General features: G+C 40.3%; 15 protein-coding genes. 4 read left to right on the top strand and 11 right to left on the bottom strand.

All coding sequences use genetic code 11. The features are described 5' to 3' along the window. Positions 1 to 75 precede the first annotated feature (75 nt). Both lplT and ACQV1I_RS16590 read right to left on the bottom strand, forming a co-directional pair. Positions 76 to 1,278, bottom strand: coding sequence for a lysophospholipid transporter LplT (gene lplT, locus ACQV1I_RS16585; protein WP_094699328.1), 1,203 nt, complete (start codon positions 1,276 to 1,278; stop codon positions 76 to 78). A gap of 19 nt (positions 1,279 to 1,297) precedes the next feature. Beyond that, on the bottom strand, positions 1,298 to 3,424 hold the full coding sequence (locus ACQV1I_RS16590) for an AMP-binding protein (protein ID WP_116333324.1): 2,127 nt from the start codon (positions 3,422 to 3,424) through the stop codon (positions 1,298 to 1,300). 329 nt (positions 3,425 to 3,753) lie between these two features. Here ACQV1I_RS16590 and ACQV1I_RS16595 point away from each other — a divergent pair, with 329 nt between their 5' ends. Next, positions 3,754 to 5,004, top strand: a complete 1,251-nt coding sequence (locus tag ACQV1I_RS16595; RefSeq protein ID WP_094699330.1) for an S-layer homology domain-containing protein — start codon at positions 3,754 to 3,756, stop codon at positions 5,002 to 5,004. Positions 5,005 to 5,108: 104 nt separating this feature from the next. On the opposite strand, the gene ACQV1I_RS16600 is transcribed toward ACQV1I_RS16595, so the two are convergent. Beyond that, positions 5,109 to 5,579 (bottom strand): GNAT family N-acetyltransferase, encoded by a 471-nt coding sequence (locus ACQV1I_RS16600; RefSeq protein ID WP_094699331.1) that lies wholly within the window; start codon positions 5,577 to 5,579, stop codon positions 5,109 to 5,111. Positions 5,580 to 5,737: 158 nt separating this feature from the next. On the opposite strand from ACQV1I_RS16600, the gene ACQV1I_RS16605 reads away from it, so the two are divergent. Together ACQV1I_RS16605 and cbpB are read left to right on the top strand one after the other, a co-directional pair. Further along, entirely contained in the window at positions 5,738 to 6,610 is an 873-nt protein-coding gene (locus ACQV1I_RS16605) for a lipoate--protein ligase family protein (protein ID WP_116333325.1), read from the top strand. Positions 6,611 to 6,923: 313 nt separating this feature from the next. After that, complete coding sequence (cbpB, locus tag ACQV1I_RS16610) at positions 6,924 to 7,364, top strand: cyclic-di-AMP-binding protein CbpB (RefSeq protein WP_094699584.1); 441 nt, start codon at positions 6,924 to 6,926, stop codon at positions 7,362 to 7,364. 108 nt (positions 7,365 to 7,472) lie between these two features. Here the strand turns inward: cbpB and ACQV1I_RS16615 are convergent, their stop codons facing one another. From ACQV1I_RS16615 to ACQV1I_RS16625, 3 genes are all read right to left on the bottom strand, one after another. Beyond that, positions 7,473 to 8,534: a YheC/YheD family endospore coat-associated protein gene (locus ACQV1I_RS16615; protein WP_116333326.1), complete on the bottom strand. Its 1,062-nt coding sequence runs from the start codon at positions 8,532 to 8,534 to the stop codon at positions 7,473 to 7,475. Positions 8,535 to 8,713: 179 nt separating this feature from the next. Further along, positions 8,714 to 9,268 carry a tRNA (mnm(5)s(2)U34)-methyltransferase gene (locus tag ACQV1I_RS16620; RefSeq protein WP_018670918.1) on the bottom strand — a complete coding sequence of 185 codons (555 nt, stop codon included), beginning with the start codon at positions 9,266 to 9,268 and terminating at the stop codon, positions 8,714 to 8,716. A gap of 16 nt (positions 9,269 to 9,284) precedes the next feature. Beyond that, positions 9,285 to 10,022: an MBL fold metallo-hydrolase gene (locus ACQV1I_RS16625; protein WP_116333327.1), complete on the bottom strand. Its 738-nt coding sequence runs from the start codon at positions 10,020 to 10,022 to the stop codon at positions 9,285 to 9,287. Between the two features lie 51 nt (positions 10,023 to 10,073). Here ACQV1I_RS16625 and ACQV1I_RS16630 point away from each other — a divergent pair, with 51 nt between their 5' ends. Then, positions 10,074 to 11,132: a YkvI family membrane protein gene (locus ACQV1I_RS16630; RefSeq protein ID WP_018670916.1), complete on the top strand. Its 1,059-nt coding sequence runs from the start codon at positions 10,074 to 10,076 to the stop codon at positions 11,130 to 11,132. Between the two features lie 185 nt (positions 11,133 to 11,317). Here ACQV1I_RS16630 and ACQV1I_RS16635 read toward each other — a convergent pair whose 3' ends face one another. The 5 genes from ACQV1I_RS16635 to rny all read right to left on the bottom strand — a co-directional run bounded on the left by ACQV1I_RS16635 (position 11,318) and on the right by rny (position 17,384). Then, entirely contained in the window at positions 11,318 to 12,184 is an 867-nt protein-coding gene (locus ACQV1I_RS16635) for a 2-oxoacid:ferredoxin oxidoreductase subunit beta (RefSeq protein ID WP_018670914.1), read from the bottom strand. Then, on the bottom strand, positions 12,156 to 13,934 hold the full coding sequence (locus ACQV1I_RS16640; protein ID WP_104032762.1) for a 2-oxoacid:acceptor oxidoreductase subunit alpha: 1,779 nt from the start codon (positions 13,932 to 13,934) through the stop codon (positions 12,156 to 12,158). Before ACQV1I_RS16640 ends, ACQV1I_RS16635 begins: the two co-directional genes overlap by 29 nt. 577 nt (positions 13,935 to 14,511) lie before the next feature. Next, positions 14,512 to 14,772, bottom strand: a complete 261-nt coding sequence (gene spoVS / locus ACQV1I_RS16645) for a stage V sporulation protein SpoVS (protein ID WP_003337012.1) — start codon at positions 14,770 to 14,772, stop codon at positions 14,512 to 14,514. A 115-nt stretch (positions 14,773 to 14,887) separates the two neighbouring features. Further along, positions 14,888 to 15,682 (bottom strand): TIGR00282 family metallophosphoesterase, encoded by a 795-nt coding sequence (locus tag ACQV1I_RS16650; protein WP_018670912.1) that lies wholly within the window; start codon positions 15,680 to 15,682, stop codon positions 14,888 to 14,890. A 151-nt stretch (positions 15,683 to 15,833) separates the two neighbouring features. Continuing rightward, on the bottom strand, positions 15,834 to 17,384 hold the full coding sequence (rny, locus tag ACQV1I_RS16655; protein WP_018670911.1) for a ribonuclease Y: 1,551 nt from the start codon (positions 17,382 to 17,384) through the stop codon (positions 15,834 to 15,836). Positions 17,385 to 17,589: the final 205 nt, after the last annotated feature.

Below are 17,589 nucleotides of genomic sequence, written 5' to 3' on the forward strand. Positions count from 1 at the left end.
TGAAAACTCTTTCATCATTCATTATCCATCATCTCATATTTATATCTATTCATCCATGGATCATTTTTGTGAAGGCTAAATTCGCTTGGTCCGAGCCCGATCTACTTCTGGAATTTTGATTACCAGATAACCGAGAAAGACTGCAAGGAGAATACCCTGAAATAATATAGCGAAAGAAACGGAGCCACCCATATAGGCTACCGCATAGTAAATAGCAGTTCCTCCTAGCATTAAGCTATTCTCCACAAAATTTTGGACCGCAATCGTTTTGCCTGATCCAATGATTTGAAGTCCCTGCTCCTGAATGACTGTGTTCATCGGAACGATAAATACCCCACCCATAAAACCAACGGCAAGCAACATCAGGATCGCAATGAATGTAGAATGAATCCAAGGAAACAGCATAATACAGCCCGTCATAAGAAACCCATAGAAAATGGCTTTGGTAAATCTAGATAAGGGAATAACCTTGGGAGCAAAGAAAGCTCCTCCAATAATCCCAATAGAGGTAGTCGCTAGAATAAGTGATACTCGAAAGTCATTCTCTGCAAAGCCTAATGTAAGCGGAATCCAAGCAAGTACAGCAATCCGGAGTACCGCCGAGCTCATCCAGAATGCTCCTGTTCCGATCAATGCGTAATGCGTAGTCGGATGACGGTACAGCAAACGAAAATTTTCAAAAAACAAGCGAATTTCTTCACTAATTTTAATATGGGGATTGCCTCGTTGCATTGGAATATAAAAAGTCATAGCGATAGAAGCCGCAAAGAGAAGCAAGCAAATGCTAGAGGAAACAGCTACACTAGTAACGGCTGCAATCGCCCCGCCTCCCCCAATCCCCAACAAAATGGCAAGTATCGTATAGGCTTCAATCCGCGAATTAGCTTCAAATAACTCCATTTCATTCTCAGTAAGCTCTACTAATATGCCATACTTGGCAGGTGAATAGACAACAGCTCCTATTCCTACTGTAAAGTAACTAGCCATCAACGCCATAATACTATGGTGGTCCACTGACATTAATAACACGATACCAAGTAGCTTCAAAAAATTACCCGCAAGTAAAATTGCTGTTTTGGAATACTTATCAGCTATGGGTCCTACCACAGGTGCCATTAAAATAAATGGCAAGAAAAATGCCATGGAAACTAAGGCAAGTGCGACAGGAGAAAAGCCATTTTGTCTTAACAGATTGGCAATCACAAATAATGCCATGTTATCAGCAAATGCAGATAAAAATTGAGTGATGTATAGATACTTCAAGGCTTTATTTTTCACGAATGCCGCTCTCCTCTCCTTATCGATTAGATGGGTTTCCTTGTTCTGCCCATTGTTTTAATGTTACATAGTCCACCTTGCCACTACCCAGCAAAGGGAGTTCCTCGATCTCTACAATTTTAGAAGGAACCAACAGTGCTGAGAAGCCTTTAGCTAGTACATATTCCTTAATCTCACGCATTGTAATGGGAATTGAGGTAAATAGATAGATGCGTTCCCCTTTTCGTGGATCACCTGTCGTCACAGCGGCAAGCCTTGTATCTTGCGCCACTTCTGTAACCAATTGCTCGACTAAATTTAGTGAGACCATTTCACCTGCAATTTTTGCAAAACGTTTTTTGCGAGCTACGATAGAAATGTACCCCTCGTCATCCACCGTTACGATATCTCCACAATCATAGTAGCCTTCTCTAGGTTCAAACCCTTTTCCATGAAATAAATAGCCTTTCATGACATTCGCTCCATCCACCCAAAGGTTACCGCCTTCAGATATGCCTTCAATCTTCTCTAGTTCATAACGAATACCTGGCAGAAATTGGCCTACTGTTCCCTTTTTATGCTGTAGCGGGGTGTTCAGTGAAAGAATAGGAGAAGCCTCAGTCGTACCATATCCTTCCATCACTCTTATACCGAATTTGTCCATCCAGAGCTGTCGGACCTCTTCCTTTAATTTTTCTGCTCCCGCCACTACATGCCGCATGGCGTAAAAATCGTATGGTTTGGCAGTGCGAGCATAACCTGCGAGAAATGTAGAGGTTCCAAATAACACTGTACAATTACGATCATAAGCAATCTCAGGAATCACCTTATAATGGAGCGGCGAAGGGTAAAAGAATACAGGTATTCCTGTCACAATTGGCAAAATCGTACCTACCGTTAAACCGAAGCTGTGAAACATTGGCAGGGTATTTAAAAACTTGTCTTTCGACGTCATATCCATCATGCTCAGGACCTGCTGAATATTGTTATAAATATTACTATGGGTAAGCACCACCCCTTTTGGCTTGCTCTCACTTCCAGATGTAAATAAAATAAGTTCACTTTCCTGTTTTGGATTCTCTTTTAGAGCACGCTGATTGCTCATATAAGCAAACATGGCCTTTACTTTGTCAGTTGTGCTAATAGAAGCTTTTACGTCTTCTAAGTAAATAACCTGTATATGTTTTTCAAGCGCATCAGCCATGGGCTGTAAATTAGCCTTCTGAATAAATTCTCTGGAGGTTAAAATGATGGAAATGCTTGCGGTTTCACATGCATCCAACACCGTTTGCACTCCCATGCTAAAGTTGAGTAGGGCAACTGACTTATCTAAATAAAACAATGAAAATAAAGCTACTGCATGCCCGAGTGATGTAGGTAATAGAGTACCAATACGTTGCTCATTGCGAACAAGAGCTTGGAATTTATTACCTAATGCATATGAACTTATCGCCAACTTTTTGTAAGTGATAGACTGTGTTAATTCTTCACCAATCATCCGGTTGGGACCATTAAGACGACATGCATCCAGCATTTCATTAAATAATTGCACATGATGCTTCTCCTTGGAATAAAATAACTCTGTTTGCATCGTTCTCAGGACTAAACTACCGGCCTTTTCCTTTTGAATGCGCTTAGATACTCCCGCTTCTACTGGAATTGTATAGGGCTCTCCAATACGGATACGCACTTTGGGGAATAGCTTCGTTTTCCACTTATCCGTAATGTAAGAGAATGGTGTACGTTCAGGTCCCAGCAATGTAACGGGATAAATAGTTGCACCTGTACGAAGTGCAATATAACCGAGCCCACTATATATTTTCATTATTCCACCAGTCGTTGTAATCCTGCCTTCAGGAAACAACACCAAAGGTATGCCAGTCTTGACTTCACGTACAATTTTACGAATGGAATAGGAATTAAAAGGATCTACCGTTATAAATTTTCGCTGCGATAAAAAGCTGGCATATTTCTTTGCAATATCCGTATTCACTACATAGCATACCTCTTTAGGAAGATTGCAAGCCAGCAATACCGCATCTAAGATTGACACGTGATTTGGTGCTAAAATAACCGGCTTGGAAAAATCAAGTTTTGAGAGTCCCTCTATCTCGACTCGATAACTCGCATTTACCACCGTTTTTAACAAACCATCTACAATACCCACACGATTCCACCCTTCTTCTTTTCTCCAAATTACTTGTATTCTCAAAAAATCATAACAGACTTGTCAACTAATATATACGACATATCTCTACACCTAACCATCCATCTTCTGTAATGCTGGTTTTTTCTATCTTTTTTCATAGCATATTTTATTCTTCTCTGTACAAAACAAGTCTATTTGGCCAATTAGAATCCAAGCTAAGGAGATTAGCCCTACTCAATCCGACCTATTTTTTGTTTTTTCTGATAAACACTGAAACTAACTTATTGTTTTCCACGTCAAGAAAATTGACAAACATCACACATGAAAAAGAATATGAGGAGGAAACCATGAAAAAGATATCTGCTTTACTGTTGTCGTTCCTACTGCTGTTTTCCATGATGCCCCTGCTTGCACAAGCTAAAAACACAAATTTTTGGGACGTTCCGCGAGATCATTGGGCTTATGAAGCAATTACAGATATGGCCAACAAGGGAATTATTGATGGTTATAGCGACGGTTCATTCCGTCCAAACTCAAAAGTTACCCGTGCCGAGTTTGCTAAAATTATGATTGCAGCTTCTGGAGTTCAATTAGGGGATAAATGGGGTATTTCTCAGACCTTTAAAGATGTACCACGCAGTCACTGGGCATTTACGTATGTCGAGTATGCAAAGCCTTACCTGACTGGCTACAAATCAGGTTCGACCTACAGCTACAAGCCTGATCAAAATGCGGTACGTGAAGACATTGCGGTTGCTTTGGTACGCCTGCTAGGTTATGACCAATCAAAATCAGCAAAAATAACATTATTAAATCAATTCAGAGATAAAGAAAAGATTTCTTACAATCTTCGTACCTTTATCGCAATCGCCTTAGATAACGATCTTATTAAAGGCTTCAATGATGGTACTTTCCGTCCACAAGATGCCATCACACGTGCTGAAGCCGCATCTCTATTGTACCGTGCTAAATTAGATGAACAAAAAGTGGTTTTCCCAACTGATCCTACTTCTCCTGTCCCACAACCAAAGCCTGATCAAAAAACAAGAGAAGTGACTGATGATTTTTCAGATAATCAATTGAAAAAATGGAACAGTGCACGAGGAACTGGATCGTGGGTGGTTTATGATAAACGTGTAACAGCTTATAGCAATGACAGCGATCTAAAACATTATCTTCTGCCTCTACAAGAAAAGGTAAACAAAGATGATACAGAATGGGAAATAGAAGTAGATATTAATCCAGTAAAAACAGATGGTGAAGCTGGTATATTTTTTAATGGTGAAGACGGAGAAGCAGATATCGTTTATTTGACAAAAGACTCCCTGCAAGTTCGTCACCTTACTGATCCAGAAAAGAAAGAGACAAAAGCAATTGCAAGCATTGCCACCAAGCTAAAAACAAACAACAACCTGAAAATAAAAGCAAAAGATGATACATTATCCGTTTATTTAAACGGCACAAATATCTATACGCTGCAAAAGGTGAAGTGGGATCATTCCGAAATAGGATTGTACATGAGCAAAGATGCTTTTAAACAAATTCCATCAAAGACTACTTGGTTTGACAATTTCACATTTACAGCTACGAAAAAATAAAAAAGAAGCTGGTCTCCTTGAACAACATTTCATTTTAAGATAAAGGTACAATTGTGGAAACTGTGGTACCTTTGGCGAAATGTTCTTGGAAACCAGCTTTTGTTTTATAGATTTTTTTTTAAGATCACCATATCTAATGCACGAATTCCATTTTCCCAAATTGGATAGGGATACTGTAAAAAGAAATCAGCTTTGATTCCAGTAATTCGAAACCCTACCTTTTGATAAAACGCTAGGTTATCCAAGCTAGAATTAGCTGTTCCTACAACCATCACCTTATAGTCTGCTTCTTTAGCTTTTTCTTCTAAACACGAAATAAATTGTTTACCGTAGCCTTTTCCTTGTTCGCCTCTACATACTGCAATATTTTTAATTTCGACCATTTCCTCTGTACACGGAAGCAAAATTGCGATACCCAGCAAACGCTCCTCCGTATAGGCAGCGTACATATCACCACGATGCTTATAACGTGCAATCATTTCTTCTGATTCATCAGCCTCTAACAACAATCGATCATATTCACCTTTATCTCGTTCTTCCATGGGTACAAGGACTACAGTTACCTTCTCTGACAAATCGCTCTTCCTCTCTTACATGGACTTCTTTGACTTCTCCTCAAATATTAAACAAATCAAATCGAAAAATCCATCTTTTCTGAATACTCCTTTTACCTAGCAGAGATTTTCATGACATGTGTATAATGGAGAAAGACACCTCTCTTACAGGAGGGTATTTGGGAAGGGGTTTTACTGTGTATTCTGAACTACTGCACTCTCCATTTACCTGGATTGATTCCGGCATCTATCGACAATCTCCGGTAGAACCGATTGCGTTGGATGAAGCATTAGCTACTGCTATGAAAGAGCCTAATGCAAAACCGATTATCCATTTATGGATTTATGATAAAGCTTTTTGGTTGGGTCGACGTGACGCCAAGCTACCACACTTAGAACAAGCATTGAAATCATACAGTCATAAAGGGTACTCGGCTCTACTCCGTTCCTCTGGTGGCGCATGTGTTCCACTAGATAGCGGTGTTTTAAATATGGCTATTTTATTCCCCCAGTGTAATTTGACAATTGATGATTTTTATAAGCTAGCTGCCGAAATTCTGTCAGTCGGGCTTGCTGACTACGGAAAGATTGAACTGGGAGAAGTCGTAGATTCCTATTGTGTAGGTGATTATGATTTTGCGCTTGCTGGTAAAAAAATTGGTGGGATGGCACAACGCCGAACGCGCTATGGTTCCATTTTGCAACTCTGTATCAATATTGAAGGAAGTGGATTAGAACGTGGAGCCCTGATGGAAGACTTCTATCATCAAGCTGGATTACATGAAATGGAAGTAGCCCAACGTCCCGTTCCAGCCGTCCGAAAAGAGACTATTGGCAGTATCTCCGAACATATTGGACGTGCCATCTCTGTAGATGAAGTAAAAGAGCAGCTTTATCTTGCCATTACAAAAAAATGGACAGCACCTAAAGGAACCTTGCCTTTGACAGAAACAGATAAAGAAGTGGCAATCCAGCATCTAACGGGTCGTCTTGGTCTTTTCTCTTTTACAGCAGCAGAGATTCAACGAGCTGATTGGCAGTTATTAAAATAGACACATAATCGAAGACATGTGTTGCATATCTATAAAAAAGACATCTTCTCACTCAAAAAACCTGAGGATTCATTGTCTCAGGTTTTTTCTTTATCACCTATCCTTTTGTAAAGTAACTGTTATGATTGTCCCGTGAACAACCCTCGACAAAAACAGGACAATAGCTATTCATCTGTACCCGAAATCATAGGGAGCTACTGATAAGTTGTTTTTCATCTTATTTCAAATAGAGAAAAAAATGCATTTTTGCTTAATTTTTTATACAATAAAAGAAGAATGTCCATTAACAATGAAAGGTAAGGAGGATCTTGCATTGAATAATCCTCAAGCTAAGCATATTTTCAATTACCCAATTATGGATTTAATATTGCCCGCCTCAAAAGTAGCTCATGTTCAATTGGGCAATTCTTTGGAACACGCTTTACTGGTATTGGTGAAAAGTAGATATTCAGCCATTCCTGTATTGGATTCTTCCTATAAAGTGATGGGACAAATTAGTAAAACAATGATACTGGAATCAATTCTAGGTTTAGAGCGTGTGGAGTATGAAACATTGCACGAACATCATGTAGAAGAGGTTATGGAACGCAACATCCCACGTTTGCATCCTACTGACTCTTTTCAACGTGCTCTAGAGTTGTCCATTAATCACCCATTTGTATGTGTTGAGGATGAGCAAGGTGTCTTTGAGGGGATTTTGACCCGTAAAGCAGTTCTTGCCCTCGTATACCACCATTTCCGTAACGCCGAATAAGACAGTCTCAGTTTACACACACCATGTTATGTTAGAAATGAAGAAAAAGGCCCGCATCCACATGGAGCAGGCCTTTTATTACGCATAGGTGTCTCACATCTCATCTAATTATTTTTTCTTCCTGTATAGAGTAGCTCCAAATTCTAGTGGGGTTTCATAAGTTTGATAAAACATTGCCTTTTCACCTGCTTTAAAAAATGAGTACCTTTGATCTCTAACATTCGCCTCAATGAAATAAGGTAATCCAAACTGGTCAATCCCCATGTCTAACCCCAAATCAACAAGTGAGGGTTCGTTGAGTTCTAGATGCTCTACAATAGCAAAGCAGGCAGTCTGCAAACGTCTCACAACGATGGGAATACTTTGAGTAGCAAAAAGAGAGCCTAGAACGATTTCCAGTTGTTCTGCACTGCCACCTTGTGCTAAATTGCTTAATTTATTATCGAGATTTGCTAGCTTTGCTACCATACCCGATATTTTCCATTCGTGTAGTTGATCTTTTTGAATAGAGACACGCACATCGAAAGTACGATCCTGATACTTACAAAGCGGGATACCTTGTTGAATAATGTAGGTTTTATTATTTACCCATTTTTCCACAAATTGTACTAGTTCTTCTAGATTTTGAAAACTTTCGCTTGTTTGTGATGAGTAAAAAAAATATCCATCTGGCTTTTGTTCTATGCGAGCTACACCTGTACCTACAGATCCAATGACTGGTTTGACGTATATAATATCATACTTATTTAGCATGTCAGTAAAGGCTCGGTTACGAAATAATTTGGTTTCTGGAAGATAATGACGTAAATTGTCCTGTGTCCAAAGCCTCTTGTGCACTATCCATTTATTGCGTGTTACAATTCCATTGTACACCCGGCTTACTTTTTCTAATTTTTTAATTCGTTTAATCGTATCTTTCTTACCAGAAAGTACTCGATTGTGAATGACTTTTGGGATTATAAAAGTGGATGGTACCAGCTTCTTATCTCTCCACACATAGCCTTTAATTTTATTCGTGGCAAAGTTAATTTGACTTGAATGAAAAAAAACAGTTTCTAGTCCAAGCCTAGCGCCAATCTCTACATAAAAGGCAAGTCGCTCATAAGTGTGTCGTCGCCGTTTGTTCAAAGAAATAACTTTCTTATTGAGCATTATTCCAATTTTCTCCACATTAATCCCTTCCTACATCATTTCTTTAGTACATTTTTCCTCTTTATCACTCTATGTAGGCTATAGGCAAATGGGGTGCCTATTTTTCATCTGCTTCCTTTCTAATAAAAAACCGAGTAAAGGATTCTACGAACATTTTCCATTACTCGGATAAGATTGTTTATTTTTTTGTTTTGTTCTTACCGTTTTTCAATTGCAATGATAAAAGGGGCTTGGTTTTGTTGATTCATATATTGGTATCTGAGCACAAGGTACTCTGACTGCGGTAATTTTTCACAATAGGCTACTACTGCATCTTTCTCAATAGTACCTGCTTCGTGACCCCAATAAATAATGATAGTCATTATTCCGCCTGTTCGTAGCTTATCCAAGCCGGCTTCAATTGCACGAATGGTAGTATTAGCCTGTGTGGTAATATCCTTATTTCCGCCCGGTAAATATCCTAAGTTAAACATAACGGCTCCAAGATCAACCGGAATCTCTTTAATTTGTTCGTGACTGGTTAATAACAAATTTACCCGCTCTACTACCTGTTCACGTTCTAAGCGTGCTCTAGTCTTCTCAATCGCTTCTGCTTGAACATCATAAGCGTACACTTTTCCTCTTTCCCCAACTAATTGAGCAAGAAATAATGTATCATTTCCATTGCCCATAGTGGCGTCCACTACAGTCTCTCCCTCTACTACTCGCTCTCTAATATATTGACGTACAACTTCTAAAACATTTGGAAACACGTTGATTCTCTCCTTTTTATATCTCTATCTGTAATCCTATCTGTGCTACGTAGCATAATTCCCCATATGAGCTAGCCTGTTCGTAAACATCCTCTTCCTTTGTGTTATGGAATAGATGCGTTATCAATAATGATTTTGCTTTTATATCATTTGCAATCTGAGCCGCTTGGCGCACAGATAAATGACCACTCGGCTTGTTTGGCTCAAAACCGTCAAGATACGTGCCTTCACATATAAATATATCGGGTTCCATAACCTTCTCCCAGTGCATCTGCATTCCTGTGTCAGCACCATACAGAATTTTTTTCCCATTATGCGTAAACATCATAGCATAACATAAAATGGGGTGATCTGTTCTGATAAAACGAACAGCTATGTCTCCTAGAATCACTTCTGTCTGCTCGGTTATGGGCTTATAAATTGTTGCTTCTTTATATACCATTTGACTGCTATATTCGGCTGGCTCTGTCGGGGCATAAATTGGTACAGGTTGATTAGCGCGTATTCCTTCCACTCTTTGATGCACATTCAAACCATACTGCAAAACCCCAACATCAGCAATATGATCTTGATGATAATGTGATAAGAAAACCGCATCTAACTGATGAATTGGTATGTATTTCGTTACTTGGCTGATTACCCCACTCCCACAGTCAATTAATATATTCATTGATTCTGTTTGTAGTAAATAACCAGGGGTAGCTCCTCCAGGTCCTGGATATGGTGATTGAAAGCCTAACACAGTGATACGCATGTTTTCACTCTCCATTTCATAGGATGTAGTATGGTGGACAGGAGGTACTCGATGCAAAAGTCATGGAAAGCTATTTTGCAGATCGCCTTTACTTATATCGGAACGGTTGTAGGTGCTGGATTTGCTTCAGGTCGAGAGATTCTTGAATTTTTTGTACGTTTTGGACCCTACGGTTTACTTGGAATTGGCATCGCTAGTCTATTATTTGTCTGGTCTGCTATACAGGTCATGCTGGTAGCACAGCGCATACAGGCCAAATCCTATCAGGAAGTTAGCTTCTACCTATTTGGCAAAACGATCGGCACTTTTTTTAATACAATATTACTTCTGGTCTTAATCGGGACAACTTCAGTTATGCTTGCCTTTACTGGTTCCCTTTTTAAAGAATCGTTCCATTTACCAGCTCAGATAGGAATTTGGGCAAGTATGATACTTATTTTCCTGGTAACGGCTAGAGGTATGGGAGCTATCCACACGGTAAATAGTATTTTTGTTCCGATCCTTATTGGATTTACACTGCTTGTCTTCTTTTACACGAAGCCATGGGATAGTACTGCCACCGTAACCGGCTTGCCTCTTGATGAACTAGAGAGTGACGGATGGCTCCAATCCCCCATCTATTATGTATCGCTTAATGTTGCATTAGCACAAGCAGTCCTAATCCCTATAGGGCGAGAGTGCTCTTCTAGGCGTACTTTAGTTTACGGAGGCTTAGTTGGTGGATTAGGTATTGGCTTCCTTCTCTTTCTCGCGTATGCATCACTACTCGACAATATGCCCCACGTTCAATTTGTAGATACTCCTACGATTTTCATTTTGTCTGGGCTAGGCAAAACGATTACCTTCCTGTTTGCGCTATTGGTCTATGCAGAGGTTTTCTCCTCGCTTGTTGCCAATCTGTTTGGCTTAGTTGAACAGGTAAAAAGCTATATTAACCTGCACTTTTCACTAATCCTATTGATCATACTGCTAATCTGCTATGGGGTTAGTTTTGTAGGGTTTAGTTCTTTGCTTACTATATTGTACCCGCTTTTTGGACAGATTGTCGTGTTCTTTTTAGTGATGCTATTTTATCGCCAACTGATGGATCGATCCAGACGATGGAACTGATATTTGCAGGTGCAAAAGCTGATTCTGTGTTTTTTCTAGAATCAGCTTGCTTTCGTTATCTGCTAATTTGCCAACAAAAAAATCATCCCCTCATAAACACTAGTTTAGCAAAAGAAATCCTTGCTTTCAGTGTAGATGAAGGGATGTGTTGTTATGAGATAAGAATAGTTATTCTAGCATTTGCCTTACGCAAATTCCGCTTGTAATTGATTAAAGAGTTCTTCACCAAGATGCAAATCTTTTTTCACAAGAGCTTCTTGATCAAATCCTTTTACCAAATCCTCGTAGCGCTGTTGCTCTGTATTTTGGTACACAATGCCCGTTAGCAAGCCTTTGTTCGCCATCGAGTGGGACATTGCCATAATCTTATTGTGTTTGTCATAGCCTTCAATACTATCAACTGGTACGATATTTTGTTTGAACCAGTCATATGTGTTCACTTTATTAAAGGTTACACAGGGGCTAAATACGTTAATTAACGAGAAGCCTTTATGTTGTATCCCCTTTTCAATAACATCCGTTAGCCCTTTTAAATCACTGGATACGGACTGTGCGACAAAAGTAGCTCCCGCTGACAAGGCTAATTCGATAGGAGAAATAGCTTGTTCAATCGCACCAGCAGGGGTAGATTTAGTCACAAAACCTGCCGCAGAGCGAGGCGAAGTTTGACCTTTAGTAAGTCCATAGATCTGGTTATCCATAACAATATACGTAATATCCATATTACGACGAATCGCATGAACAGTATGCCCCATTCCAATGGCGAAACCATCTCCGTCTCCACCAGATGCAATGACAGTTAATTCACGGTTTGCCATTTTTAGACCTTGGGCGATTGGTAAAGCTCGACCATGTACGCCGTGGAAACCATAGCAATTGATATAACCAGAAATACGTCCTGAACAACCAATACCAGACACGACGGCTAAGTTTTCTGGTTCCAATCCCACGTTTGCTGCTGCCCGTTGAATTGCAGCTTGTACGGAGAAGTCACCACACCCTGGACACCAGTTTGGCTTGGTACTATTGCGAAACTCTTTGAACGTCGCCATCTTTTATCAGCCCCTTGACTTGTGTATAAATCTCGTTCGGTAAGAACGGATTTCCATCGTATTTTACCACGTTCTCCAGTCTATCAGCACAGCCTACATTCAATTTAACTAGATTGGCAATTTGACCAGTCGCGTTATTTTCAACCACAATAATCTTTTTAGCTTGATCTACGTAAGGTTTGATGGCTTCTACAGGGAATGGGTGAAGCAATCTGATTTGAGCATGATTTACCTTTAGTCCATCTGCTTCTAGACGTGTACGCGCTTCTTCTACTGTACCCCCGACAGAGTTAATAGAAACCAATAGTACATCAGACTCTACACCCTCACCATTAATGCGAACCGGAGTTGGGAATTTAGCAGGAAGTACGTCTAATTTGCGTAAGCGTTTATCCATTTGGGCTTTACGGTTCGTAGGACTTTCTGATGGTTTACCTGTTTGGTCATGCTCTACCCCTGTTACGTGGTGAAGACCAAATTTTTGACCTGGAATGACGCGTGGAGATACGCCATCCTCTGTTACCTGATAACGCTGGAACATCGCACCAGCCTCTGTTTCTGGGAGCTCCTGACCCGCAAGTAGCTTTCCTCGACGAATCTCAACACGATTATAATCAAGCGGTTCGACGGTTTGTTTACCAAGTGATAATGCCAAATCGGTAATCAGAATAACCGGTACTTGATATTCTTCCGCAATATTAAAAGCTTCTACTGCATCATAGAAGCACTCTTCAACCGATGTAGGTGCCATTACTACCTTAGGAATTTCACCATGTGTACCATTGATCATGGCATTAACATCTGATTGTTCTTGTTTTGTAGGTAGACCTGTAGAAGGACCGCCACGTTGTGTATCTACAATCACGACAGGCATCTCGGTCATTCCTGCTAAACCGATCGCTTCCATCATGAGAGACAGACCAGGACCAGCTGATGCGGTCAATGCACGCACACCACCGTAGCTAGCTCCAATTGCCATTGTAATAGCTGCAATTTCATCCTCTGTTTGTATAACTGTACCGCCAAATTTCGGTAATTTTTTAATAAGATATTCCATGATCTCAGACGCTGGTGTGATTGGGTATGCAGGCATAAAGCGGACTCCGGCCGTCAAACACCCTAGAGCTATCGCATCATTACCGATCATGAAAAGACGTTTGTTTCCATCTGCCGGCTCTAGTTGGAATTCTGGAAGTTGTCCACCTGTCAATTCATTTACAAACTGTGCTCCACGAGTAATCGCTTGCATGTTTAATTCGACTACTTTTTCACCTTTACGCAAGAACATGTCCTCTACAATGTTTCGGTATCCTTCAACTGGAATACCAAGGATCGCACTGGTTGCCCCAATGGACACCATGTTCTTCATTAAGGAAGTACCCAATTCATCAGCAATTTCAGTTAGTGGAACAGCTAATAGGCGAACAGACTGTAATCCTTCTGGCAACACTGGGTTGAATTTAGCATCTGCTATGATGACTCCGCCTTCACGTAACTCTGGAGCATTAACATCAATCGTTTCCTGGTCAAACGCTACCAACATATCTAGGACATCCGAAATGGCCTGAACAGGCTTCGTGCTTACACGAATTTTGTTATTGGTATGTCCTCCTTTAATACGCGAGGAGAAATGACGGTAACCATACAGATAATAACCCATGCGGTTCATGGCAATAGAGAAGATTTCACCCGTACTTTCAATACCTTCCCCTTGTTGTCCTCCAACTTTCCAAGAAAGTTGACTAATCATGAAATTCCACCCCTTCAGCGACTGTGAGAAAATCTACAATCATCATTCAATCCGAACTGCACACAGCTGTCATTCAGCATTTGTCTATGTAATATAGTAGACAAATTGTGAAGAATTTGTGTATAAGCAAGACCAATTTTAGACCTAGCTTATTCAAATTGCAAGTACTTTTCCTAAAGATGGTTGCATTGTGTAAATAAATGTACTCGGTATATTAATGATCTTCTGAAGTAATTGTAACATGTTCCCATAAAGTCGCAACTATTTTTACTAAAAATTTAGAAGGTTTTGTCCTTCCATTGAAGCTGATTCATTAGCTATTCTTTATATCTTCGTCGATTTTAGCGCTGAAAGCAAGTCATGTTTATTTTTTTGTTTTCTGACTGCTTGGACATCTTTTTTACGATGTAATTTTGAGGATAATTATATGTAAATACTATAAGAAAGCCAAGCCAATCGACTGATAGGCTTGGCATCTAACTCTCTTTGTTCAGGCAGGCTTGTTTCTTACCCTGCAAATAAAAAACCTGTTTATTCCCAAGAGGACAAACAGGTGAATAGGTAGGTTAGTTCTCTATCATCTGGGTTCCACAATCAATTTTATGGCTGTACGCTCTTCTCCATCAATTATAATGTCTGTAAAGGCTGGGATACAAATCAAATCAACACCACTAGGCGCTACGAATCCACGTGCGATAGCTACTGCCTTCACAGCTTGATTGAGCGCCCCCGCTCCAATAGCTTGAATCTCAGCGGCCCCGCGCTCACGGAGTACGCCTGCAAGAGCACCAGCAACAGAGTTGGGGTTAGACTTTGCTGAAACTTTTAATACGTCCATCCTTTGTACCTCCCGTCAGATAGAATAACTCTTATCTCTAGAATGATATTCGCATAACCCCTAAAAATTCCTGCCTTTTACGATTAATATTCGCAAAATTCGAATCTACCTTGTATTATTCCATAAAAGGACAAGTGGCGTCAATTCGAATTCGATCTATCTTTGTAGTTTTTCCTGTTGACTTATCAAGGGTAAAGAGAACACCATTTAGTTGTGTCGGTCCTTCTGCTACTTCAAATCTAACAGGTAATTGTGTTAAAAACTTCATAATAACTGCGCTACGCTCCATACCCAGAATCCCATCTGTTGGACCGCACATCCCTGCATCAGTAATATAGCCTGTACCATTAGGTAAGATTCGTTCATCTCCTGTTTGTACATGGGTATGTGTTCCAACCATTGCGCTAATTTTGCCATCGAGATACCAGCCTAGTGCCTGTTTTTCTGATGTAGCCTCAGCATGCACATCTACAAAAATATATTTGGTACGCTTTCTTGCTTCTTCTACTAGCTGCTCTGCCGTTTCAAACGGACACATCAATGGTGGTAAAAAGGTTCTCCCTTGTACATTAATGATAGCTACCTCTCCCAGATGTGTTTGAACATAGGTAAGACCTCTACCTGGAGTTCCCTCAGGAAAATTTGCCGGTCGAACGATACGTGAGTCCTCATCTATAAAATCAAAAATTTCTCGATTATCCCACGTGTGATTCCCCATCGTGATCGCCTGAACACCCACCTGAAAAAACTCATTAGCAATTTTTCGCGTAATTCCACGTCCATGTGCTGCATTTTCACCGTTTACTACAATCAGATCAGGAGTATATTTACGTTTCAGACGTGGTACATATTCTTTCACAATTTCTCTTCCTGGAGAACCTACAATATCCCCAATAAATAATAATTTCATTCTAATCACCTCTACTATTCGTTCTTTAAAGAAAATGGGCGATGACCAAGTCTCTATTGCCAGCAGTAGCTTGATTGTACATATAGAGATGAGAATTTAGATAAATTCCTATCTTGTCAAAAAAATAAAGTGGCATCTCGCCACTTTATTTTTACTTCGCGTATTCAACAGCGCGGGTTTCCCGAATCACTGTTACGCGTATATGTCCTGGATAATCCAGCTCATTTTCAATACGTTTCGTAATTTCCCGAGCTAACCTCATTGCCTCAGCATCATCAATTTTTTCTGGCTGTACCATCACTCGCACTTCTCGGCCTGCCTGGATTGCATATGATTTTTCTACGCCATCGAAGGATTCGGAGATTTCCTCCAGTTTCTCCAAGCGTTTAATATATGTTTCCAAGGTTTCACGTCGAGCGCCTGGACGTGCAGCAGAAAGGGCATCAGCTGCAGCTACTAACATTGCAATAACAGAGGTAGGTTCTGTATCACCATGGTGAGAAGCAATACTGTTGATAACAACAGGGTGCTCATTGTACTTCTTCGCTAGTTCCACGCCAATCTCTACGTGAGAACCCTCTACTTCATGATCAATTGCTTTACCGATATCATGTAACAAACCTGATCTTTTTGCCAGTTTAACGTCTTCTTTCAATTCCGCAGCCATAAGACCAGCAAGATGAGCTACTTCCATTGAATGTTTCAAGACATTTTGTCCATAACTTGTACGGTAACGCAAGCGTCCTAAAATCTTTATTAAATCAGGATGTAATCCGTGTACATCTGTCTCAAATGTTGCTTGTTCCCCGTACTCACGAATACGTTCATCTACTTCACGTCGTGATTTCTCTACCATTTCCTCAATACGAGCCGGGTGAATACGTCCGTCTGCCACCAGCTTATCGAGGGCGGTTTTAGCAATTTCACGTCGAATCGGGTCAAAGCCTGAAAGAATAACTGCCTCAGGAGTATCATCAATAATAAGATCAATACCAGTTAATGTCTCTAGTGCTCGAATGTTACGACCTTCACGACCGATAATTCGACCTTTCATTTCATCATTGGGAAGAGTAACAACTGAAACGGTCGTCTCTGCCACATGATCTGCCGCGCAGCGTTGGATAGCTGTTGTGATAATCTCACGAGCTTTTTTGTCAGCGTCCTCTTTAGCATGCGTTTCAATATCCTTGATCATAATTGCCATGTCATGGCGTACTTCGTTTTCTACGTTTGTTAAAATAATCGTTTTTGCTTCATCTTGAGTTAGTCCTGAAATGCGTTCGAGTTCAGCAACTTGATCTTTATATAATTGCTCAACCTTGGCTTGCAACTCAGTAATTGATTTTTCACGGTCGCTCTGCTCTACTTCTTTACGTTCCAATTGGTCCAGCTTTCGGTCAAGAGACTCCTCTTTTTGAAGGATACGTCTCTCTTGACGCTGAATTTCGTTCCGACGCTCTTTGATTTCATGATCAGCATCTGTACGCAGCTTAAACACTTCGTCTTTGGCTTCTAAGACTTTTTCCTTTTTCACTGCCTCCGCATCGCGTTTTGCTTCTTCGACGATTTGCTTCGCCGCCTCTTCTGCGCTTGAAATTTTGGCTTCTGCAATGGATTTACGTAAGAAGTATCCGACCCCAAAACCAATTGCTAGTGCTACCAACAATAGCAAAACTAACAATAGTGGGTTAGATAGATCCATACGTGTTCTCTTACACCTCCTTTGTCTATGACTTTTACATTTCTCATACAAATCATTTTTTTCTTGGTGATTCCTATCATCTTCATATCTTGGTACACCAAATGAAAACCAAGTAAGAGCGAAGAAGGAAACATTTGGCATCCATAGCCTAAAAAACAAGACCGATGCGACTCGGTCGACTGCAATCATGATAGACATAGGTCTC

The sequence above is a fragment of the Brevibacillus sp. JB24b genome (assembly GCF_051713385.1).
Lineage (GTDB): Bacteria > Bacillota > Bacilli > Brevibacillales > Brevibacillaceae > Brevibacillus_B > Brevibacillus_B laterosporus.